The organism is Streptomyces sp. NPDC088197 (genome assembly GCF_044741185.1).
Lineage (GTDB): Bacteria > Actinomycetota > Actinomycetes > Streptomycetales > Streptomycetaceae > Actinacidiphila.
Genome location: NZ_JBIUSD010000001.1, coordinates 192,473 through 213,582, shown reverse-complemented (window position 1 = coordinate 213,582; position 21,110 = coordinate 192,473). Strand labels below are relative to the sequence as shown.

The 21,110-nt window shown below is 72.3% G+C and carries 17 protein-coding genes; 12 read left to right on the top strand and 5 right to left on the bottom strand.

Features of this window, described 5'->3' with window-relative positions; all coding sequences use genetic code 11:
* Positions 1-178 precede the first annotated feature (178 nt).
* The 3 genes from ACIOC1_RS01015 (at position 179) to ACIOC1_RS01005 (ending at position 3,064) form a co-directional block, all read left to right on the top strand.
* Entirely contained in the window at positions 179-1,528 is a 1,350-nt protein-coding gene (locus ACIOC1_RS01015) for a damage-control phosphatase ARMT1 family protein (protein WP_401850929.1), read from the top strand.
* 184 nt (positions 1,529-1,712) lie between these two features.
* A complete protein-coding gene (locus ACIOC1_RS01010; RefSeq protein ID WP_355335962.1) occupies positions 1,713-2,336 on the top strand; it encodes a GNAT family N-acetyltransferase in 624 nt (207 codons plus the stop codon).
* A gap of 128 nt (positions 2,337-2,464) precedes the next feature.
* Complete coding sequence (locus ACIOC1_RS01005; protein WP_401850926.1) at positions 2,465-3,064, top strand: hypothetical protein; 600 nt, start codon at positions 2,465-2,467, stop codon at positions 3,062-3,064.
* Positions 3,065-3,159: 95 nt separating this feature from the next.
* Here ACIOC1_RS01005 and ACIOC1_RS01000 read toward each other — a convergent pair whose 3' ends face one another.
* A complete protein-coding gene (locus tag ACIOC1_RS01000) occupies positions 3,160-3,429 on the bottom strand; it encodes a DUF1905 domain-containing protein (RefSeq protein ID WP_391042525.1) in 270 nt (89 codons plus the stop codon).
* A 196-nt stretch (positions 3,430-3,625) separates the two neighbouring features.
* Here ACIOC1_RS01000 and htpG point away from each other — a divergent pair, with 196 nt between their 5' ends.
* Positions 3,626-5,599 (top strand): molecular chaperone HtpG, encoded by a 1,974-nt coding sequence (gene htpG / locus ACIOC1_RS00995; RefSeq protein WP_401850924.1) that lies wholly within the window; start codon positions 3,626-3,628, stop codon positions 5,597-5,599.
* 152 nt (positions 5,600-5,751) lie between these two features.
* Here the strand turns inward: htpG and ACIOC1_RS00990 are convergent, their stop codons facing one another.
* Both ACIOC1_RS00990 and ACIOC1_RS00985 read right to left on the bottom strand, forming a co-directional pair.
* A complete protein-coding gene (locus tag ACIOC1_RS00990) occupies positions 5,752-6,960 on the bottom strand; it encodes a hypothetical protein (protein ID WP_401850922.1) in 1,209 nt (402 codons plus the stop codon).
* Positions 6,957-7,883 carry a patatin-like phospholipase family protein gene (locus ACIOC1_RS00985; protein WP_401850920.1) on the bottom strand — a complete coding sequence of 309 codons (927 nt, stop codon included), beginning with the start codon at positions 7,881-7,883 and terminating at the stop codon, positions 6,957-6,959. Before ACIOC1_RS00985 ends, ACIOC1_RS00990 begins: the two co-directional genes overlap by 4 nt.
* Positions 7,884-8,201: 318 nt before the next feature.
* Here ACIOC1_RS00985 and ACIOC1_RS00980 point away from each other — a divergent pair, with 318 nt between their 5' ends.
* Together ACIOC1_RS00980 and ACIOC1_RS00975 are read left to right on the top strand one after the other, a co-directional pair.
* Positions 8,202-10,307 (top strand): ATP-binding cassette domain-containing protein, encoded by a 2,106-nt coding sequence (locus tag ACIOC1_RS00980; protein WP_401850917.1) that lies wholly within the window; start codon positions 8,202-8,204, stop codon positions 10,305-10,307.
* A gap of 194 nt (positions 10,308-10,501) precedes the next feature.
* Complete coding sequence (locus ACIOC1_RS00975; RefSeq protein ID WP_401850915.1) at positions 10,502-12,598, top strand: UvrD-helicase domain-containing protein; 2,097 nt, start codon at positions 10,502-10,504, stop codon at positions 12,596-12,598.
* Between the two features lie 5 nt (positions 12,599-12,603).
* On the opposite strand, the gene ACIOC1_RS00970 is transcribed toward ACIOC1_RS00975, so the two are convergent.
* Entirely contained in the window at positions 12,604-14,736 is a 2,133-nt protein-coding gene (locus ACIOC1_RS00970) for a tetratricopeptide repeat protein (RefSeq protein ID WP_401851939.1), read from the bottom strand.
* 20 nt (positions 14,737-14,756) lie between these two features.
* The gene (locus ACIOC1_RS00965; RefSeq protein WP_401850913.1) at positions 14,757-14,915 is read right to left on the bottom strand and encodes a hypothetical protein; all 159 of its coding nucleotides are present in this window, start codon (positions 14,913-14,915) and stop codon (positions 14,757-14,759) included.
* Positions 14,916-15,157: 242 nt separating this feature from the next.
* Here ACIOC1_RS00965 and ACIOC1_RS00960 point away from each other — a divergent pair, with 242 nt between their 5' ends.
* The 6 genes from ACIOC1_RS00960 to ACIOC1_RS00935 all read left to right on the top strand — a co-directional run bounded on the left by ACIOC1_RS00960 (position 15,158) and on the right by ACIOC1_RS00935 (position 20,927).
* Entirely contained in the window at positions 15,158-15,427 is a 270-nt protein-coding gene (locus ACIOC1_RS00960; protein WP_355335978.1) for a hypothetical protein, read from the top strand.
* Entirely contained in the window at positions 15,420-16,037 is a 618-nt protein-coding gene (locus ACIOC1_RS00955; protein WP_355335980.1) for a DUF6879 family protein, read from the top strand. Before ACIOC1_RS00960 ends, ACIOC1_RS00955 begins: the two co-directional genes overlap by 8 nt.
* Positions 16,038-16,346: 309 nt before the next feature.
* Positions 16,347-16,895: an EF-hand domain-containing protein gene (locus ACIOC1_RS00950; protein ID WP_355335982.1), complete on the top strand. Its 549-nt coding sequence runs from the start codon at positions 16,347-16,349 to the stop codon at positions 16,893-16,895.
* A gap of 22 nt (positions 16,896-16,917) precedes the next feature.
* Positions 16,918-17,205, top strand: a complete 288-nt coding sequence (locus ACIOC1_RS00945) for an RICIN domain-containing protein (RefSeq protein ID WP_401850912.1) — start codon at positions 16,918-16,920, stop codon at positions 17,203-17,205.
* A gap of 463 nt (positions 17,206-17,668) precedes the next feature.
* Positions 17,669-18,994, top strand: coding sequence for a PP2C family protein-serine/threonine phosphatase (locus ACIOC1_RS00940; protein WP_401717099.1), 1,326 nt, complete (start codon positions 17,669-17,671; stop codon positions 18,992-18,994).
* A 109-nt stretch (positions 18,995-19,103) separates the two neighbouring features.
* Positions 19,104-20,927 (top strand): alkyl/aryl-sulfatase, encoded by a 1,824-nt coding sequence (locus ACIOC1_RS00935; RefSeq protein WP_401850909.1) that lies wholly within the window; start codon positions 19,104-19,106, stop codon positions 20,925-20,927.
* The last annotated feature ends 183 nt before the right edge of the window (positions 20,928-21,110 follow it).

Here is a 21,110-nt window from a genome sequence, read left to right as displayed (position 1 = left end):
CCTCTCGCGGCATCCGGCAGCCCGGCCGGTCGGGGGTGGGGCCAGCCCCACCCCCTGCCATTCTTGAACGGTGCGCGAAACAGGAGACGTCCCGCCCGAATCCGGCCCGTCCGGGCCGTCCGGCCCGTCCGGCCCATCCGGCCTCTCAGGCCCCGCAGCCCCCGCCGCCCCCGTCGTCATGAGCGGTACGCCCGGCTCCTTCGCCAGGAGCGTGCTGGCCGACCGCCACCCGGCGCTGATCAGGCAGGTCGCGGACGCCCTCCCGTACCCGCCCGAGCAGCGCCGCGCACTCGACGCGCTCGCGGAGGAGACGGCCGCGCCCGCCTCGGCCGACGCGACCTCGGGCCCGCCGATCGGCCCGCTGTCGACCCACACCGGCACCGACACCCACACCGGCACCCACACCGGCACCGACTCCCGCGCCGACGACGTCCGACGGTGGGCCGAATGGGGCGCGGAGGCGTACGTCGGCCGTACGTCGTGGTACGAGGTGCCCTTCCTGTGGGCGGAGAGCTACTTCTACCGCAGGCTGCTGGACGCGGTCGGCTACTTCGGGCCGGGGCCGTGGCAGGGCGTCGACCCCTTCGCGCCGTTCAAGCGCGCCGAGTTGACCGGGCCCGAGGTCGCCGACGAACTGGCCGCCCTCGACGCGCTCGACGACCTCGCCCCCGACGACCGGGACCGCGCCGTCCTCCAAGGCGCCCTGTGGGGCAACCGCGCGGACCTCGGCTTCCGCATCTCCGCGAACGGGCCTACGGCGCACGGGTCTACGGCGGAAGCGTCCTCTACGAACGCGTCCTCCACGAACACGTCCTCCACGAACACGCCCTCCGCGCACGCGTCCCCCACCCACGCCCCCACAAGCACCCCCTCCGACGACCTCCTCGCCGACGACAGCGCCGCCCTCTGGCGGCACCTCGCCGCCGCCCCGCCCGGCACCGCGGCGGTGACCGTGATCGCCGACAACGCGGGCCGCGAGCTGATCCCCGACCTGATCCTGATCGACCATCTCCTGCACACCGGCCGCGCCGCCACCGCGGTCCTGCACGTGAAGCCGTACCCGTACTTCGTCTCGGACGCGACGACCTCGGACGTCGTCGACTGCCTGCGCCGGATCGGGCAGGCACCGGGCCGCAGAGCGCGGGAGACCGGCGCCCGGCTGTGGTCGGCGCTGGGCACCGGCCGACTCGCCGTCCGCGCGCACCCGTTCGCCTGCGCGCCGCTGCCGTACGCCGACATGCCCGCCGATCTGCGGGCCGAACTGGGCCGCGCCACACTGACGGTGCTCAAGGGCGACCTCAACTACCGCCGCCTGGTGGGCGACCGCATGTGGTCCCCGACGACCGAATTCTCCCTGCCCACCGGCTACTTCCCGAGTCCGCTGGCCGCCCTGCGCACCCTCAAGTCCGATGTGATCGTCGGCCTCGACGCCGGTACGGTCACCGCGCTCGACGCCAACAGCGCGCCGAACGGCGCGGCTTGGCGTACGAGCGGGACGTACGCCGTCGTCCAGGTGCGTACGGTCTGAACCTCCGGCCCCGCGGAGAAGGACCGTCTCCGGCCTCTTCCCCGGCACGCCCGGACACACCGGGCCGCACCCTCTAGGCTGCAACCGCCGTACGCGCATGATCAGTTGATCAGACGCGTGCGGTGCAGCGCGCACCGACGACGTGAGACGACACAGGACGACGACGTGAAGGGCGGACAGGGCGATGGGTGTGGCGATCCGGAGGGCCGGGGCGGACGACCGGGAGGTCGTGGTCGGGGTGCTGGACAAGGTGTTCAGGAACGACCCCGTGAGTAGTTGGGTCTTCCCCGACCCGGAGCACCGGCTGCGCAAGCACGCGTCGTTGATGGGCGCCTTCGCCGACCAGGTACTCGCCGACGGCTACGTCGACATGACGGAGGACGGCAAGGCGGTCGCCCTGTGGATGTCGATACCCGCGACCACCGACGCGCCCGAGGACGCCCAGGCGCACGCGGACGACGACGACCCCGCCGCCTTCCGCGAGGCGGTCGACCCGGACAACGAGCGCGTCGAGCAGATCGCCCGCATCCTCGGCGAGGGCCACCCCACGGGCCCCGCCCACGAATACCTGCTGCTCATCGCCGTGGACGCGGAGTTGCAGGGCCAGAGCCGCGGCACCGAACTGATCTCCGCCGTCCTCGAACGCTGCGACCGCGACGGCCTGTCCGCGTATCTGGAGGCCAGCAGCGAGCGCAGCCGCGGCCTGTACGAGCGGCTCGGCTTCGTCTTCACCGGCCGCACGATCGACCTCCCGGACGGGCCTCACATGTGGCCGATGTGGCGCGAGCCGCGCGCCGCGGCCGTATAGGCGTACGCGCAGCCGTACAGGCAGCCGTACCTCCTAGGTGGAGGTACGGCACCCCCGCCCGCGGGTAAGGAGCAGGAGAGGCACGGCCGTTGGTACGCGGCCGCGCGCGGGGGAGAGGCGGCGGGGCGATGACGGACACGGGAGCGGCAGCCGGTACGAATACGGGTACGGATACGGATACGGGCGGCGGTTCGCGGGACGCGGCGGGGACGAACGGCCCGGCCACCCTGCGCGAAGTCGCCCGACTCGCCCAACGGCACGGCTTCGGCGAGTCCCGCGCCGTCCACGCGCTCGGCGGCGGTGACGTCGGCTGCGTCGCCTTCGGCCTCGCGGTCGTCCTGCTCGCGCCCGGCATCGGCCTGGTCCTCCACCCGTACAACCCGGTGGTCACCTCGATCGGCGTCACCTTCCTCGTCCTCGCCCTCGCGCTGCCGATCACCGCGTTCCGTTACGAGAAGCGCCGCGACAACCGCATCCCGCGGCTGCACGTCTTCGACGGCGGCATCGTCATCACCCGCCCGGCCCGGATCGACGTCCACCCCTGGCCGGACATCCGCGTCGTCGAGCGCGAGGACTCCGTCGCCATCGGCCAGGGCGGCACGACGCGTCAGGTCCACCGCCTCGAACTGCACGCGATAGACGGCGACGTGCTGTGCTCCCTGGGCGACGCCTTCGACACCGTCACCGTCGTCAGAACCGCGATCGCGGGCGGCGCGCATACGTCATAGCGGCGCGCGACCGAGAGCGCGCAGGTCCGTTAACTCGGCACCTCTCTAGCACCGTTCGGGTACCCGCCTTGTGGTCTTTTGGGGTCGGGGCGGGGCTAGGAGGGGAGGCGCTCTTGGAGGTGGACCGTGACGGTGTCGCCCTCTTGTTTGCTGATGGCTTTGCGCAGCTCGGCCGTGACGGGGAGTTTGTGGGTGCCGTCGCCGAGGGCCATGAAGGAGCTCTGGAAGGGGTGGCCGTCGATCGTGCCGCGGACCTTGACGAGGCCGCGGGTGCCGAAGAAGGCGGCGGACTCGGGCCAGACGACGTAGGTCCAGCCGCCCTTGTTCGGGCTTTTCAGCAGGGTCGCGGTGAATCGCTTGTCCATCGTGGATACCGCCTGTTCAGCAGCTTTCGGTGGCGCGCCCCGGCCGGGGACGTCCGCGGGCGTTCACCACGTAGGACCGGCGGCGAGGCGGAAACTCATCGCGTGCCGCGAAGGCTGACGTGCGGGCGGCGGGGGCTCATCTACAGTGCTGCGGTCAGTGCCTGTCAGCCGGTGATGTGAGAAGGAACAGCGGACCATGCCGACCGAGACGTTCGAGTTCCAGGTGGAATCGCGTCAGCTTCTGCAGATGATGATCCACTCGATCTACTCCAACAAGGACGTGTTCCTGCGCGAGTTGGTGTCCAACGCCTCGGACGCGTTGGACAAGCTGCGGCTCGAAGCGCTGCGGGACAGCGAGTTGGACGTGGACGTGTCGGACCTGCACATCGGGCTGGAGGTGGACCGGGAGGCCCGTACGCTCACCGTGCGGGACAACGGGATCGGGATGTCCCGGGAGGAAGTGGTCCAGCTCATCGGGACGATCGCCAACTCGGGGACCGCGAAGTTCCTGCGGGAGCTGAAGGAGGCCGAGGGTGCGGGCGCCGCAGAGGGCCTGATCGGCCAGTTCGGGGTCGGGTTCTACGCGAGCTTCATGGTGGCGGACGAGGTCACGCTGCTGACGCGGCGCGCGGGGGAGACCGAGGGCACGCGGTGGACGTCCAGCGGTGAGGGGACGTACACCGTGGAGACCGTCGAGGACGCCCCGCAGGGGACGGCGATCGTGCTGCGGCTGAAGCCGGAGGACGCCGAGGACCGGCTGTACGACTACACCTCGCCGTGGAAGATCAAGGAAATCGTCAAGCGGTACTCGGACTTCATCACCTGGCCGATCAGGATGGCCGCGGAGCCCGCGCCCGGAGGCGACACCGACACCGACGCCGAAACCGACACCGAAGGCGACGCCGAGGACGGTACTGACGCGGCGGCTCCCAAGCCCGAGCCTCGGCTCGAAACGCTGAACTCCATGAAGGCCCTGTGGGCCCGCTCCCGCGACGAGGTCAGCGACGCCGACTACCACGAGCTGTACAAGCACATCAGCCACGACTGGAACGACCCGCTGGAGATCATCCGCCTCCACGCGGAAGGCACCTTCGAGTACCAGGCGCTGCTGTTCATCCCGGCGCACGCGCCGCAGGACCTGTTCATGCGCGACTACAAGCGCGGCGTCCAGCTCTACGTGAAGCGCGTCTTCATCATGGACGACTGCGAAGCGCTGATGCCGCCGTACCTCCGCTTCGTCAAGGGAGTCGTCGACGCGCAGGACCTCTCGCTGAACGTGTCGCGCGAGATCCTCCAGCAGGACCGCCAGATCGAGCTGATGCACCGCCGGCTGGCGAAGAAGGTGCTGTCGACGGTCAAGGACATGATGGCCGCGCGGCCCGAGCAATACGCCACATTCTGGCGGGAGTTCGGCCGCGTCCTGAAGGAGGGGCTGCTCGGCGACTTCGAGAACCGTGACGCGATCCTCGGCGTCAGCTCCTTCGCCAGCACGCACGACAAGGACGCGCCGACGACGCTCGCGCAGTACGTCGAGCGGATGAAGGACGGCCAGGAGCACATCTTCTACGTCACCGGCGAATCGCGGCAGGCCGTCGAGAACTCCCCGCACATGGAGGCGTTCCAGGCCCGCGGCATCGAGGTGCTGCTGCTGACCGACCCCGTGGACGAGGTCTGGGTCGACACGGCACCGGAGTTCGGCGGCAAGCAGTTCCGCTCCGTCGCCAAGGGCGAGGTCGACCTCGGCACGGAGGAGGAGAAGCAGGAGGCGGGGACCGAACGGGAGAAGCAGCAGGAGGAGTTCGCGGGCCTGCTCGCCCGTATGACGGAACTGCTGAGCGAGCAGGTCAAGGACGTACGCCTCTCCTCGCGGCTCACCGTCTCGCCCGCCTGCGTCGTCTCGGACACCAACGACGTGTCACCGGCGCTGGAGAACATCTACCGCGCCATGGGCCAGGAGATCCCGCACGCCAAGCGGATTCTTGAACTCAACCCCAAGCACCCGCTGGTCGTCGGCCTCAACCGCACCCACGCCGAGCGTCCCGACGACCCGGCCCTCGAAGAGACCACCGAACTCGTCCACCAGCTCGCCCTGTTGGCCGAGGGCGCCGAACTCCCAGACCCCTCCCGCTTCGTGAAGCTGGTCGCGGACCGCCTCGAACGCACCTTGTGAGACGGGGTTCTTGAGGGCGCTGGGGCCGGGGGCCGTACGGATCGCCGTACGGCCCCCGGCTCTCCGCGTGAGCCCCGGTACGCGTGGACCCCTGTACATGAGCCGCCACACGCGCGCCCCCCCCCGCACACGAACCCCCGTACGCGCGCCCTCTATACGTGCGGCGTCGCCGCGACCGCCTGCTCCGCCGTCCACCGGTCCATCCGCTCCCACTGCCCGAGCAGCCACTCGCTGCGCGCCGCGTCCCCGACCGGGACCTCGGCCGCCGGTATCCGCCACCAGTGGACCCGCACCGGGCGGCGGAACGGCAGGAAGTCCCAGGCGGCGCGCGCGGACGCGATGACGTCGAGGCCGGAGTGGACGACGAAGACCACCTCGGCGGTGGGCGCGGCGGCCAGTACGGCGAGGCTTCCGGCGTCCCGCGGCGGCAGCACGTACCGCAGCCGGGCCGCGCGGGCCGCGCGCCGGTACTGGCCGAGGCGGCGCAGGCTGGCGATGGCGCGGCGGTGGCGGCGCGGGGTGAAGTTGCCCCCCTCGGGGAAGATCACGAGCGCGTCGCGCGACCGCAGCCCCGCCGCCAGTTCGGTGATCGCGTCCTCGGCGGTGCCGTGCGCGGGGGGCAGGAAGCAGTGCGGGACCCGGCCGAGCAGGACGTCGAGGCACGGATCGGCGCGCAGGACGCCCTTCAGCACGGTGTGCGGCAGCAGGCGTACGTCGGTGAGCAGCGTCTGGAGGAGCAGGAACGAATCGCCGACACCCGCGTGCCGGACGAACACCACGAGCGGTACGTCCGGCGGCCGGTCGCCCACGGGCAGCGCGGGCGTCATCTCCACCTCCAGCCGGAACAGCCGGTCCGCCACCTTGCGCAGTGCGGCCAGCAGCCGCGCGAGAAGCGCGAACGCCTCGGCCGCCCGCCGGTCCCGGTCCGCCCGGGGGTGGTGCAGGAAGAGCGCGGAGGCCGCCAGCACTCCCGTGAGGTCCACGACGAGGTAGACGAGCAGGAATCCGGCCATACGCGTGGGCCGCCACGCGCCGCGCGACGGGATCGACACGGGCGCGCTGAGCACGGTCACGGTGATGAGGAGCGCCGCGGCCACCGGTATCAGCGCGACCACGAGCGCGGTGGTGACCGTACGCCGGGCGGCCGTGACCAGCGCGGCGCCCGCGGCAGCGGCGGCGGTGCCGGTACGGGTACGGGTACGGGTACGGGTCGACGGCCGGACCCGCGCGGCCGGGTCGGCGCTCGCGAGCGCGTCCGTACCTGCACCCGCCGGGCCCGTACTCGCTGGACCCGTACCTGAACCCGTACCTGAACTCGCCGGACTCGTCCCCGCGTTCAGGCCCGAGTCGAGGCCCGTCACGCCGGACCCTCGGCGGAGTGCGGGTCCTCGGCGCCGGAGCCTTCCGGGACAAGGGACTTGGGGGCGGCCCCGTCGAGCGCGCTCTCCAGATACCGCGACGACGCGGCGTAGGCCCGCTCGATACGGTCCGCCGTCTGCCCGAAGGCCCGGTGCCGCAACTGGCCCAGCGCCCCGACCGCTTCACCGGACGACGCCCCGCTGGGCAGTACGTGCACGGTCACGTCCGACGGCAGGTCGGCCATGTCGCGGGCGAACCGGTGCCTGCGGGCGATCTCGAAGGCGACCATGGCGACGTCCCACGGCAACTTCGGCGGCGTCAGCGGCCGTTCGATGCGGCCGACCTGGAGGACGTAGATCTCGCGCGCGCCCAGGGCGACGGCCCTGCCCACCGGGATGCTGTTGACGAGGCCGCCGTCCACGAAGTGCTCGCCGTCGACGTCGACCGGCGGCAGCAGTCCGGGCACGGCCGACGAGGCGAGCACCGCCTCGATCAGCGGACCGCGGTCGAACCAGTGCTCGGCGGCGTTCTCGATGCTCGCCGCCACGCACTGGAAGGGCACCTCCAACTCCTCGATGAGCGCGACCTGTACGTGCTCACGCAGGAGGTCGACCAGCGGCGCCGGGGTGTAGAGGTGCGTACGGCTCCGCACGGCGGTGCTCACGCGGCCCATCAGCGAACCGGCGAACACCCCGGCCTTGCCCAGCCCCGTCCACAGCTCGATCAGCCGGCCGACGGCGGTCTGCGACGGCTCGGCGGCCACGGCGGCCCCGTTGATCGCTCCGACGGAGGTCCCGAGCACCATCCCCGGCTTCACCCCCTGCGCGAACAGGGCCTTGAGCATGCCCACTTCGTACGCCCCGAGGGCCCCGCCGCCCCCCAGCACGAACGCCGGTCCCCCCGCTTCACCCGCACTGTGGTCCATGCCAGAACGCGTGCCCCCGCTCCTTCCCCCCAATCAGCCGCCCGAACTCGCCACAGGCGCGGTGCCGCCTCGACGGCCGGGCGCTTTCGCGGCGGACGGCGCGGGCCGTAGCGGACCGGCGTACGCCGTCGAGGCGGCGGCTGCGTCCTTGCGCCGACCGGGGCTTCGCGAGCGGGGGGTTGCGGCGGGGCGGTTGGAGCAGACTGGTGGGCCGCGTCGCGTCGGGGCGAGCCGGGCGGGCCGAGCCGGTGCCTTCGTCCTCCTTCCGCCGAGCCGGTCCGGTGCCGACCGCCACGTCACGGCGAAGGGCGTACACCGATGACCGAACCCCCGACGACCGAACCCCCGACGACCGAACCCCCGACGACCGAAGAGCCCCCGACGACCACCGTCCGGCCGGTCGCGTCCCCGACGATCGACCGGTCCCCGACGACCGGCCAGTCCCCGCCGACCGACCGGCCCCCCACGGCCACGGCCACGGCGCGCACCGCTGCTGTCGGCGACGACGAAAAGGCCGTACCCGACGAGGAGTTGCGCCTGACGTTTCCGGGCGACCGCAGCGAGGAGGCCGGTTACGCGATCACGCTGCGCGCCATGGCCCGCCGACTGCCCCAACTGGTGCGCCGGGCGCTCGGCATGGCCTGGCACGTGGACCGCAAGGCGGTCACCGCGCTGCTCGCCTGCCAGGTCCTGTCCGGCGTGCTGGAAGCGCTCGGCCTGCTGGCGGTGACCGGCACGATCACGGCCGTCATCGCGTCGGGCCACATCGACGAACGGCTCCGCCAAGCCGCGCCCTCCCTGGCCCTGTTGGCGTCGGCGGCGGGCGTACGGGCGGTGCTGGGCATCGCCGTCACCGGTCTGTCCACGCGCCTGGCCCCGCGGATCTCGCGCGAGGCGGAGCTGCGGCTGCTGGACGCGGCGACCCACGCGGAGCTGACGGCGTACGACCACCCCGGCTACAACGACCGCTGGGACGCGGCCGACCGGGGCGTCGAGGTCTCGCAGGACATGCTCAACCAGTCCCAGAACATCCTCGCCGCCGCCGCATCGTTGATCGCCGCCGCGGCCGTACTGACCAGCGTCCACCCCGTGTTGCTGCCGCTGCTCGTCCTGGCCGCGCTGCCGCAGGCCATCGCGGGCGTACGGGGGGCGCGGCTGAACTACCTCGCGTCGCTGGAGACGATGAAGGACCGCCGCCTGCTGAGCGTCCTGCGGTGGAATCTGGTCGACAAGCAGCACGCCGACCAGATCCGTTCCGGCACGATGGCCGACTTCCTGCTCGGCAAGTACCGGGCGGCCGGGGCGCGGGTGGACGCCGCGACCGACCGGGCCGCCTGGCGCGCGGCGAAGATGTCGCTCGTCGGGAGCCTGGCCGGGGGTGTCGCGGCCGGAGCGGTGTGGGCGGCGCTGCTCTTCCTGATCAGCACCGGCCGCGTGTCCGTCGCGTCCGCGGGCACGGCGACGTTCGCACTGCGCACGGTCGCTTCAGGACTGCGCGGCATCATCGGCTACGGCGCCATCATCTTCCGTACCGGGATGTACCTTGACGACTGGTCAGATTTCCTGGACGAGGCCGGTGGCCACCGGATCGCCCGCGGCGAGACCGTACCGACCGGCCCGGCCGTCGTACGCGCCGACCGCCTCACGTACACCTACCCGCACGCCGACCGGCCCGCCCTGCTCGATGTCAGCCTCGACGTGCGGCGCGGCGAAGTCCTCGCCCTGGTCGGCGAGAACGGCTCGGGCAAGACCACGCTCAGCAAACTCCTGTCCGCCCTCTACCTCCCCGACCGCGGCGCCGTCGTCTGGGACGGCGCCGACACCCGCACCCTGGACGCGCACGCCGCCTGGTCACGCGTCGCCGTCGTACCCCAGGAGTACGCGAAGTGGCCGCTGACCGCCCGCGACAACATCACCCTGGGCCAGCCCCGAACCGACCACCCGCACATGGCGGTTGATACGGCCGCCCACGCCTCCGGCGCCGACGAGGTCGTCACGTCCCTGCGCTCGGGCCTGGACACCCTCCTGGCCCGCGAGTGGTGGGGCGGCCAGGAACTCTCCGGCGGCCAGTGGCAACGCGTCGCCCTGGCCCGCGCCTTCCACCGCGACGCCGGACTCCTCGTCCTCGACGAACCCACCGCCGCCCTCGACCCCCGCGCCGAACACCGCATCTTCACCGGCCTGCGCACCCTCGCCGCCGACCGCGCGGTCGTCCTGGTCACCCACCGCCTCACCAATGTCACCGTCGCCGACAAGATCGCCGTCCTCGACCAGGGCCGCCTCGTCCAGTACGGCACCTTCGCCCAACTCCGCGACGCCCCCGGCCTCTTCCACGACCTCTGGCTCCTCCAGAGCGACCGCGCGCCCGGTATCCCCGCCCAGCCCTCCGGCCCCGTGGAGCAGCAGCAGACGGCCGACCTCTGAGGCCGAGAGACGACTACGGAGGCGCCGGAATTGCCGACGCGCCGCCGGTCCGGCCGCACTTCGCCCCGGCCGACGCCCCCTGCCGCTTCGTAGCGGAGCGTCCTATGATCGTCGCGCTACGTGGGAGGGGGTGGGCCATGGCGGCGGGGGGATCGGCTTCGCGGCGGGCTCAAGAGGCGCGTCGGCAGGAGCGGTTGCTGCGGGAGCAGTGGCAGGCGGCGCGGCGGCAGGCGCGGCAGTGGGAGAGCGCGAGCGAGGGCGAACAGCGCGTCAGCGCGCAGTTGTTGGTGCTGACCGAGCGCGGCTGGCGGCTTCTGGTGGACCGGCGGTGGCCGGGTACGCGGTCCGCGAACGTGGACATGCTGCTGGTCGGGCCCGCCGGTGTCTTCGTTGTGGACGTCAAGAACTGGCGCGCCGACCCGGAGGTCGAGGACGGCCGGCTCCTCGCGGGTGGTGAGGTGAGGGACGAGCACGCGCGCAAGCTCTCGGCGGTGACCAAGGCCGCCGAGACGGCGGTCGCCTCGTTGGGGATGTCCCCGGTCGCGGTCCGGCCGCTGATGGTCTTCGCCGACAAGCGTGTGGACACCGCGCTGGGGAGAATCCGGCTCCTGGGGGAGCGGGAGGTCGGTCCGTATCTGCTGGCGGAGCGTCACCGGCTCAACGCCGCCTCGGTGCGCGTCATAGCCGACCACCTGGGGCGGGTGTTCCCCGAGTACGAGGGATCGTCCGTCACAGAGCCCGCCACAGAGCCCGCCACAGAGCCGGTCACAGAGCCCGCCACCGAGCCGGTCACAGAGCCGGCCACAGCGCCGTCCACCGCGCCGCGCTCCGGACGCCAAGAACAGCCCGCCGCAGGGCTGTTCGACCTCGACGGCATGCGCGAGGCCGCACTGGACGCCGCCATGCGGGCACCGATCGAGCAGTGGATGACCTTCCTCGCCCAGGACCAGGTCGCCCTCGTCCGCCGCAACTGGTCCGGTCCCGCCCGTATCAGCGGACCCGCCGGTACGGGCAAGACCGTCGTCGGTCTGCACCGCGCGTCCTACCTCGCCCAACGCACCACGGGACGCGTCCTGTACGTGACCTTCGCCAGCAACCTCCCGCGCGTGCAGGAGACGTTCCTGCACGCGATGTCCCCCGCGGTCGCCGACCGGGTGGAGTTCCGCAGCCTGCACTCGTGGGCGCAGCAGTACACGCAGGACCGCGGTGTGCCGGTGAATCTGAACGGGGACAAGGCCGAGACGGCCTTCAGCCTCGCCTGGACGCACGCCGGGCGCGACAGCCCGCTGACCGAACTCGACCCGTTGCCGCGCTACTGGAAGGACGAGATCGACTACGTCATCAAGGGCCGCGGGATCACCTCCTTCGAGGAATACGCCGTCCTGCCGCGCCGTCGCCGTCGGGTGGGCCTGCGAAGGCCCCACCGGCAGGCGGTCTGGGGACTCTACGAGGCGTACGAGTCGCTGCGCGTCCAACGCGGTGTGCACGACTTCAACGACGTGCTGACTCTCGCGCTCGCCGAGGCGAGCAGCTCCACGGAGGCCGCGCCGTACGCGGCCGTCATCGTCGACGAGGTCCAGGACCTGACCCTCGTCGGGGTCAAGCTGCTGCACGCCCTGATCGGCGACGCTCCCAACGGCCTGCTGCTCGTCGGGGACGGGCAACAGGCCGTCTACCCCGGCGGATTCAGGCTCTCCGACGCGGGCATCGACATCCGCGGCGAGCGCGGGCAGGTGCTCAGCACCAACTACCGCAACAGCAAGAACATTCTCGACGCGGCCCTCGCGGTGGTCGCCGACGACGCCTTCGAGGACATCGACGGCGTACGCAGCTCCGGCGCCAGGGAAGTCGACCTGACCTACCACGACGGCCAGGTGCGGCGTGTGGACCGGCCGACCGTCGAGGACCACGACCGGGCCCTGCTGGAAGCGCTGTTGGCCCTGACCCCCGCCGAGCGGGCCGACTCCGCCGTGCTCTGCCCCTCCGTACGGGCCATCGGCCGCTACCGCGACCTCCTCACGGCTTCCGGCCTCCCGGTCTGCCCGCTGGAGCGCTACGCCGGTCACGCCGTCGAGGGCGTCAAGCTCGGAAGCTACCGGCGCGCCAAGGGACTTGAGTTCAAACGCGTCTACCTTCCGCGGTACGACACCTCCCTGCTGACCGGCGCCGAAGGGCTCTCCGAGACCGAGCGCGAGCGCCGCGAACTCGGCCGCAGCCAGCTCTTCGTCGCCATGACCCGCGCCCGTGACACCCTCTGGCTGGGCAGCGTCACGCCCGCCGCCCAGGCGTGACGCGTCTACGGACGCTCGGCGCGCAGCCTCCGCAGGAGGTCGCGGCTCGCGACGGTGAAGGGGTGGTCCTGGCCGAGGCTCTGGGCGCGGCGCGCGACGACGTCGTCCATGAGCGCGATGCCTTCGCCGGTGTGACCGAGCGCGGCGCGGGTGCGGGCCTGGAGCTGGCGGGCGGCGAGGGCGATGGGGTAGTCGGGTCCGAAGCGGTGCAGATAGGTCTCGGTCACCTCGCCGATCTCGCTGTCGGCTTCCTCGAGGCGGCCCAACTGGAAGAGCGCCCAGGCGTGGTTGTGGCGGGCCCCCACGGAGACGGTGTGGTCGACGCCGAGGTGTTCCGCGCACTGCCCCGGCAGCGACAGCAGGCCCGTGCGTCCGTCCTCCGCGGTCAGTTCCGCGGCACCGAGCGCGGCCAGGATGCTGGACCGGGAGCGCAGCGTCAGCGGATGCCACGGCCCCAGCGCGGCCTGGCGGCCCGCGGCCGTGGCGTACAGGAGCGTCAGCGACTCCTCGGCGTGGCCGAGATTGCGCAGGACGAGTTGGAGCCCGTGCGCGCTGTCGAGGCTGTCCGGGTCGTCGGCTCCGAACCGCTGCCGCTGGGCGGTGAGCGTGCGCCGCAGCGACTCCTCGGCCTCGGTGTAGCGGCCCAGCCGGAACAGGACCCGTCCGGCGCGTGAGCGTGCCGCGAGTACGGCCCGGTGTCCGTCGCCGAGCGTCCGCGCCGCGATGTCCGCCGCCGCGCCGACGGTCTCCCACGCCGACGGGTAGTCGCCGGTGCGGTGCATCGCGGTGGCCAGCCGGGTGGCCACCTCCAACACCTCGGCGACGGCGGCGGGTTCGCCCGTCCGCCGGAGCAGTGCGCGTACGTGGGGCGCCAGGAGCCGCAGCCGGGGATCGTACGGGCCCGCGTCGGGCACCTCCGGCAGCGCGGCGCCGAGCAGGCGGCCGGCCGTCGCGTCCAGCACAGGGGCCTGCGCCGCCGGGGTGGCGGCCACGACACTGTCGAGCAGTACGCCGTGCCCGAGAACGCAGCGCAGCCCCGCGTTGTCGCCGACGTCGACCCGTTCGACGAGCGAGTGGTCGAGCAGGGCGCGCAGCGCGGACTCGGCGCGACCGCGGGGCAATACGGCGCTGATGCCGTCGTCGTTGAGGACCGACAGCGGCAGCGGCTCGGGGGCCAGTCGGGCGATCAGACGCAACAGGTCGACCGCTTCGGGCAGTCCGCGCGCCGCGAAGGCGTCGAGCGTCAACTGCCAGGTCTGTCCCACCAGATGGCGGGGGTCCGCATCACTCAAGGCATCGGCCCCTCGGTCGAGCAACTGGACTGGGAGTTCTTCCTCCAGATGGCGTCCGTACACATCCATCGTCCAGGGCTCTATGACCTGGTGGGAGAGGAAGCCGCCCGCGAGGGTGAGCGCGAGCGGGAGTCGGCCCAGGCGGTCGGCGATCTCGGCGGCCTGGGCGAGCGTGCCGGTGTGCGGGGCGAGGTCGCGCAGGACGCGCGCCGCGTCCTCGCGCGGCAGGACGCCGATGTGCTGGAGTTCCGCGCCGGGCCACCAGCGGGGTGCGGCTCGGCGCGTGGTCACCAGCACCGTGCCCCGCGGACTGGTGCGCAGCCAGCTGCCGTCGCTGAGGATCGCGGGGTCGTCCGCGTTGTCGAGCACCAGCAGCCAGGGATCGGGGGAGCCGGCGAGGTACCGCCAGACGAGGTCGGCCGCGGGCCGGTAGCCGTTGCGGGCGGCCAGCAGTTCGCCGTCGGCCGCGCCGCGGTCCGCGGCGACCGCGAGCATCCCGGAGCGCAGGCTCGCCCGGTCCGTGGCGTTCACCCAGAGCCCCACCCGCCCGTACTCGGCGGTGGCGGTCTGGAAGAAGGCGTGGGCGACCGCGGTCTTGCCGCAGCCACCCATGCCGTACAGCACGAAGATGTCGTCGCCGCTCTGCGCGGTGAGGGCGCTCCTCAACCGGTCGAGGACTTCGGTGCGGTCCCGCAGGACCAGGGGCGGGCGGCCGACGGCGGGCCGGCGCACCGAGTCGGGACCGGCCGGGGCCTGCGGGCCGCCGTCGTAGTGGTGGTGCTCGCTGATGTGCTGATCTCCCGACGCCTGGTAGACCCGGCCGTCGTCCTGGGCGCGGCCGTCCATGGACCCGCCGGTCGTACCGCTCACCGCTCGGTGACGCGCTGGTCGCGGCGGGTTTGGGCGCGGCGCCCTTGTGCCAGGACGCGGTGACGCGTGGTCGTGGTCCGCCAGGCGTCGGTCGCCATCGGGGCGACCACGGGGGCTCCGGCGGTCCGCGTGAGCACCGCGAGTTCCGGATCCACAGCTCCCCCTACCATTCAATAATCTGATCATATTGGCTTTGAGCCAATTCGAGGACCGTTCACGTCCGGCGTGGATCATTATTGCACCGGGAGTCGAATTGCGATAGGCATCCGAAGGCGGTCGCCGCCGTCGTGGCATATGCCAGACGGCTGGTTATCGGGTACGCTCCGGCTGTAGTGACGCCGATGCGGGTACGATCCGCACGCGGTACGACAGTACGCAGCCGATCCTGGGGGCAACCATGACCAGACCATGGGAAGCAAATCCCGACACCACATTCTTAAAGCGCCTCGGTAAATCACCTCAGGAGCTGGGGAATACGACCGACACCCCCGACTGCCCCGACATCTGGGAGCTGGAGAACGGCGACATCGCCGTCATCGGCCGGGATCTGACGGCTTCCCTCGGGCGGAATCTGCCCGCCGGGGTCTCGGTCGGCTCCGACGAGCGACTCGTCGTCATCCCGAGAAACATGCTGATCGCGGCGAAACCGGACATTCCCAGTGTTTGACTCCTTTCCCAACGGCACCTTCGAACGCCTCGCCCGGCCCGCCTACCACGAGGAATTCTTCCGGATCCTCAAAAGCGGCGTCAGGAGCCAGGACAAGCTGGAACGCGGCCAGCATTTCCAGGAACGCGGTTTCGCGAGCTGGGAGGCATTCGCCGCCGGGCGCTGGGAAGAAGCACTCGCGCTCATCGAGGAAAGGCGTCCGGCCTACGCCCGGCAATTCGCCGAGGCGGAGGAGTTGGGCGTCGCGCAGCGGCGGCTCCGAGTCGTCGAATTCCCCGTGACGCCCTACGTGCAGTGGGAATTGCACGTCCTGCGCCTGCGCGCGGCCGTGGGCGACCGGATCAGGGTCCTGGACGCGCGGACGATCGCGGACATCGAGCGCGAGCGCACGGTGCCGGAGGTCGTGATCCTCGGTGACGTGGTGATGTACGAGGTGCAGTACGACGACGAGGGAAACGCGGACGGGGCCAGGCGGTACGCGGAACCCGCCCTGATCGCGGAGACCAGGGCGGGGTTCGCGTCGCTCTACGCGCGGGGCGAGCCCTTCGGCGACTTCTTCGACCGCGAGATCGCCACGCTCTCACCGCCGGTCATCGACGGCGTCGGCTAGCCGACCGCCGACCGCCGGGCGGGCCCTAGGCGTTCGCGAGGACCCCGCAGGCGGTGAGGTGCCAGGTGGGGGCCGCGGAGCGGACGCGGCCGTCCGGCATCTCCGCGCATCCGTCAGGAGTCGACTGCCGCGCGGCGGACTGGTGTTGGAGGCGAGGGCACCCCTGGCCCCAAAGGGTGAATGTCCATACATATGTGCTTGTGGTGGCGCGAGCGCGTCCCGGCCTACCGTTGATTGTTGCCCGCTGTCGCCGCGCGGCGGCGGGCACGGGTGCTTCGTGGTTCGGGTCGAGGTCGAGGGGGACCGCTCATGGCCAGCGCGTTTCAGGAGCAGAAGCTCAGGGGGATGTTCGGCGCGTTCGACGCCGACGGTGACGGCTACCTGCGCGAGGAGGACTTCAGGGCGCTCGTCGCCCGCTGGAACCGGCTGCCCGCGGTGGCGCCGGGCACGGAGTTGCGCGCACGCGTCGAGACGCTGCTGATGGGCTGGTGGGCGGCGCTGCTGGAGACCGGCGACACCAATGGGGACGGCGCGGTCGACTGGGGTGAACTGCTCGCGCTCGTCGACCGGTTGCCCACGATGATCGCGGACGTCGTCGCCACCGCCGACACCGTGTTCGAGGCCGTGGACGCCAACGGTGACGGCGTCATCTCCCCGGAGGAGCACCGCACGCTCGTGGAGACCTGGAACGGCCGGCCCGTCGACATGACCGGCGTCTTCGAACTCCTCGACCTCAACGGGGACGGCCACCTCAGCCGTGAGGAATTCACCCTGCTGTGGCGCCAGTTCTGGATCAGCGACGACCCGGCGGAGCCGGGCAACTGGCTGTGCGGACGGTTCCCGACGCAGCGGCACTGAGGTCGCCGCCGCGGGCCCGTGCGTGAGGCGCCGGGCCCGCGTCACGACGGCGGGCGCGATCACCTCCGGCATCCCCGGCAAGTGCGTCGACATCGCGAACAGCGGCACCGCGAACGGCACGGCCGTCCAGCTCTACACCCGCAACGGCACGGCCGCGCAGAAGTGGACGGTCACTCCCGGCGCGGGCGCCGCGGTCCGCGTGCTGGGCGGCTGCCTCGACATCGCCGGGGCCGCCACCGCCAACGGCGCCCTCGTGGAGCTCTGGGACTGCAACGGGGGCGCGAACCAGGCGTGGACGCTTCCGGGCTGAGCCCGGACCGGCCTCGGGGGGGTGGGCGGCCGGTGCCCCGACAAGCCGGTGCGCGGGTCCCGGCCGCGGCGGGAGGGGCGTACGTGCCCGCGTACGTACGCCCCTGCGGTACGTCTCTACGCCCGCCCCCGACGCCCGGCCTCCCCGACCGGGCCCGGACCAGCCACCGGCCGCTCCGGGTTCAGGCCCGGATCAGGCCCGGACCAGGCACCGGCCGCGCCCGCGGCCCCTGTGCTCACGATCACACCACTCGGCGTCGCGGTGCCCGTGGCCGTGGCGTGCCCGGCTCCCCGCCGCCGCCCGGCCTCCCGCGGCGGGAGAATGTGGCCCGCCCGACCGCTCCCCGCCCCCGTCCGTGGTTATTGTTGCCATACGTCAAATGTTTGGCGTCCGTCGGTGTGCGCGGCGGCTCCTCTCTGGCCCCCGGTCGCGGGTGGCCGGGATCGTCCGGGAGGGCGCTGCGATGCAGGGTGTGGCTTTCCGGGGCGGCCTGCGGGCGGACGGGCTGCCCGCCGCGCTCGACGATCCGAGGCGGCTGGCCGCGGTGGCGGCGACCGGCCTGCTGGACACCGGTCCCGAGCCGGAGTTCGAGGACCTGGCGGCCCTGGCCGGTGCGGTGACCGGCTGCTCACGGGCGTTCATCACGCTGGTCGACGAGCGCCGCTCGTTCTGGAAGTCGTGCGTCGGGGTCGACATCACGGAGATCGCGGGGCGGCAGAATCCGGTGCGCGAGAGCTTCTGCTACTTCCTGGTGGGCCTGGACGGCGAGCCCTTCGCCGTCGAGGACGCGGCCACCGACCCGCGCACCCGCGACCACCCCTCCGTACAGCCGATGAAGATCGGCGCGTGGGCGGGTTACCCGATCCTCGGACCGGGCGGCGAGGTGCTGGGCAGCATGTGCGTGATCGACGACCGCCCGCACGCCTGGCGCCCCACGGAACTGGCCACGCTGGCCACCCTCGCGCGGGCGGTCGGCAACGAGATCAATCTGCGGACCTCGCTGGAGACGGCGCGCACCGCGCTGGCTGCGACCACCGACCTCGTACGCAGCCTCCAGGACAGTTTCCTGCCGCCCGTCCTGCCGACGGTCTCCGGTCTGGACGCCGCCGCCTCGTACACCCCGGCGGACGGCGGCATGGTCGTCGGCGACTTCTACGACCTCTTCCAGGCCCGCGGCCCCTGGTGGTGCGCCACGATGGGCGACGTGTGCGGGAAGGGCCCGGAGGCCGCCAAGGTCACGGCGCTGGCCCGGTACACCCTGCGCGCGCAGGCCACGCAACACCTGTCGCCCGCCGTGGTCCTCGACCACCTCAATTCCGCGCTGCTCGACCAGCGCACGGACGGCCGGTTCCTGACCGCCGTGCACGCCACCTTCCGTACCACCGCCACCGGCGTGTCCGGCCGGCTGTGCACCGCCGGGCACCCGCCCGCCCTGATCCTGCGCGCCGACGGCCGCGTCCAGGAGTCGGGCCGCCGCGGCAGCCTGCTGGGCGTCCTGCCCGACGTGCACCTCACCGACGTCCGCTTCCGGCTCGCGCCCGGCGACACGCTTCTGCTCTACACCGACGGCGCCACCGAGGCCCGTCCCCGCCCCATCGTCCCCGGAGCCCCGCGGCCGCTGTTCGGCGAGGAGAATCTCGCCGCCGCCCTCGCCGCCTGCCACGGCATGGACGCCCCTTCCGTCGTCCAGCGGATCGGCCGCGTCCTCGACGACCACAGCGGTGGGTGGGCGAGCGACGACACCGCCCTGCTGGCGCTCCGCGTCCCGCCCCGCACGGCCGGTATCTGACCCCGCCCGCCCCCCGGGGCCGCCGCCCCTTGCTCACCTCGGCGTTCACCTCAGCCATTCATCTCGGCGCCCCGAGGACAAAAGCCGCATAGCGCCCTAGCCTCGTCTCATGGCTGACCTCCCTTTCGACGACGTCCGGGACTTCGCGAACGCCGACCGCGGCTTCGTCGCCGCGCCCGCGTCCACCGCGGTGACGGCCGAGGACGGGTCGGTGGTGTGGGACTGCGGGGCGTACGCGTTCATGACGGCGGCGCAGTGCCCGCCGACCGCGAATCCGTCGCTGTGGCGGCAGGGGCAGCTCTGCGCCCGGTACGGCCTGTACGAGGTCACGCGGGGGATCTACCAGGTCAGGGGGTTCGACCTGTCGAACATGACCCTGGTCGAGGGGGAGCGCGGCGTCGTCGTCATCGACCCGCTGATCTCGACGGAGACCGCGGCGGCGGCCCTGGCGCTGTACCGCGAGCACCGCGGCGACCGCCCGGTCACCGGATTGGTCTACACCCACTCCCACGGCGACCACTTCGGCGGCTCGCGCGCCATCGTCCCGCACGGCACCGAGCAGGACATCCCGGTCCTGGCCCCGGCCGGATTCCTGGAGCACGCGGTCGCGGAGAACGTGTACGCGGGCACCGCGATGACCCGCCGCGCGGTCTACATGTACGGGGCGGAGCTGCCCAAGGGACCGGCGGGCCAGATCGGCGCCGGTCTCGGCGCGACGACCTCGACCGGCACGATCAGCCTGGTGCCGCCGACGGTGCACATCACCAGCACCGGGCAGGAGGAGACGGTCGACGGCGTACGCATCGCCTTCCAGCTCACCCCCGGCACCGAGGCCCCCTCGGAGATGAACTTCCTCTTCCCCGACCACCGGGCCCTGTGCATGGCCGAGAACGCCACCCACACGCTGCACAATGTGCTGACCCTGCGCGGGGCGGTCGTCCGCGACCCCCGGATCTGGGCGCACTACCTCTCCGAGGCCCTGGCGATGTTCGAGGGCAAGGCGGACGTCGTCTTCGCCTCGCACCACTGGCCCACCTGGGGTCAGGAGGAGATCACCGCGTTCCTCACCGGGCAGCGCGACCTCTACTCCTACCTCCACGACCAGACCCTGCGGCTCATCAATCAGGGCCTGACCGGCCCGGAGATCGCCGAGGAGCTCACCCTCCCGCCCGCTCTGGAACGTACGTGGGCGGCCCGCGGCTACTACGGCTCGGTCTCGCACAACGTCAAGGCGGTCTACCAGCGCTACATGGGCTGGTTCGACGGCAACCCGGCCCACCTGTGGGAGCACCCGCCGGTCGAGCAGGCCCGCCGCTTCGCCGCCGACTACGGCGGCACCGACGCCCTCGTGGCCAAGGGCCGGGAGTACGCCGACGCCGACGACCTGCGGTTCGCCGCCACGCTCCTCAACCACGCCGTGTTCGCCGAGCCCGGACACCGGGGCGCGCGCGAGGCGCTGGCCGCCGTCTACGACCGCCTCGGCCAGGGCGCGGAGAACGGCACCTGGCGCAACTTCTACCTCACCGGCGCCATGGAGCTGCGCGGCCGCCTCGCCAAGGTCCGCCTCGACACCGCCAACCCCGAGATGGCCATGGCCCTCACCGTCGACCAGCTCATCGACTCCCTCGCCGTCCGCGTCGACGGCCCCCGCGCCTGGGACACCCGGCTGACGATGGACTGGCACGTCACCGACCACCGCCGCACCTGGCGCCTGACCCTGTCCAACGGCGCCCTCACCTACCGGTCCACTCCCGGCGCCCCCACCGCCACCACCGCGGACCTCACCCTGACCCTCACCCAAGCCCAGCTCCTCACCGCCCTCGCCACCCGGAACCTGGACAACGTCACCACCGAGGGCACCCCCGACACCCTCTCCCGCCTCCTCTCCCTCCTCGCCACCCCGGACCCGGACTTCCCCCTCGTCACGCCGTGAGCGGCGCCCGTCGTTCTGGGTGATGAGAGCGCACTGGTACCGCGGTACCAGTGCCGTGCCGAAGGGTCTCCCACGGTTCCAGGGATCGCCCCGCCCGCCCTCGTAACGTCGAAGGTGCGGGTCGCGCCGCGTTCTCGACGAGTGCGAGGAACGCGACGAGCGTGACGAGTGCGATGAGTGCGA

Bases quoted from the DNA above. Each gene is read 5' to 3' on its own strand.
- ACIOC1_RS01015 (WP_401850929.1), top strand. From the start codon at position 179: ATGAGCGGTACGCCCGGCTCCTTCGCCAGGAGCGTGCTGGCCGACCGC.
- ACIOC1_RS01010 (WP_355335962.1), top strand. From the start codon at position 1,713: ATGGGTGTGGCGATCCGGAGGGCCGGGGCGGACGACCGGGAGGTCGTG.
- ACIOC1_RS01005 (WP_401850926.1), top strand. From the start codon at position 2,465: ATGACGGACACGGGAGCGGCAGCCGGTACGAATACGGGTACGGATACG.
- ACIOC1_RS01000 (WP_391042525.1), bottom strand. From the start codon at position 3,429: ATGGACAAGCGATTCACCGCGACCCTGCTGAAAAGCCCGAACAAGGGC.
- htpG (WP_401850924.1), top strand. From the start codon at position 3,626: ATGCCGACCGAGACGTTCGAGTTCCAGGTGGAATCGCGTCAGCTTCTG.
- ACIOC1_RS00985 (WP_401850920.1), bottom strand. From the start codon at position 7,883: ATGGACCACAGTGCGGGTGAAGCGGGGGGACCGGCGTTCGTGCTGGGG.
- ACIOC1_RS00980 (WP_401850917.1), top strand. From the start codon at position 8,202: ATGACCGAACCCCCGACGACCGAACCCCCGACGACCGAACCCCCGACG.
- ACIOC1_RS00970 (WP_401851939.1), bottom strand. From the start codon at position 14,736: ATGGACGGCCGCGCCCAGGACGACGGCCGGGTCTACCAGGCGTCGGGA.
- ACIOC1_RS00960 (WP_355335978.1), top strand. From the start codon at position 15,158: ATGACCAGACCATGGGAAGCAAATCCCGACACCACATTCTTAAAGCGC.
- ACIOC1_RS00950 (WP_355335982.1), top strand. From the start codon at position 16,347: ATGGCCAGCGCGTTTCAGGAGCAGAAGCTCAGGGGGATGTTCGGCGCG.
- ACIOC1_RS00940 (WP_401717099.1), top strand. From the start codon at position 17,669: ATGCAGGGTGTGGCTTTCCGGGGCGGCCTGCGGGCGGACGGGCTGCCC.
- ACIOC1_RS00935 (WP_401850909.1), top strand. From the start codon at position 19,104: ATGGCTGACCTCCCTTTCGACGACGTCCGGGACTTCGCGAACGCCGAC.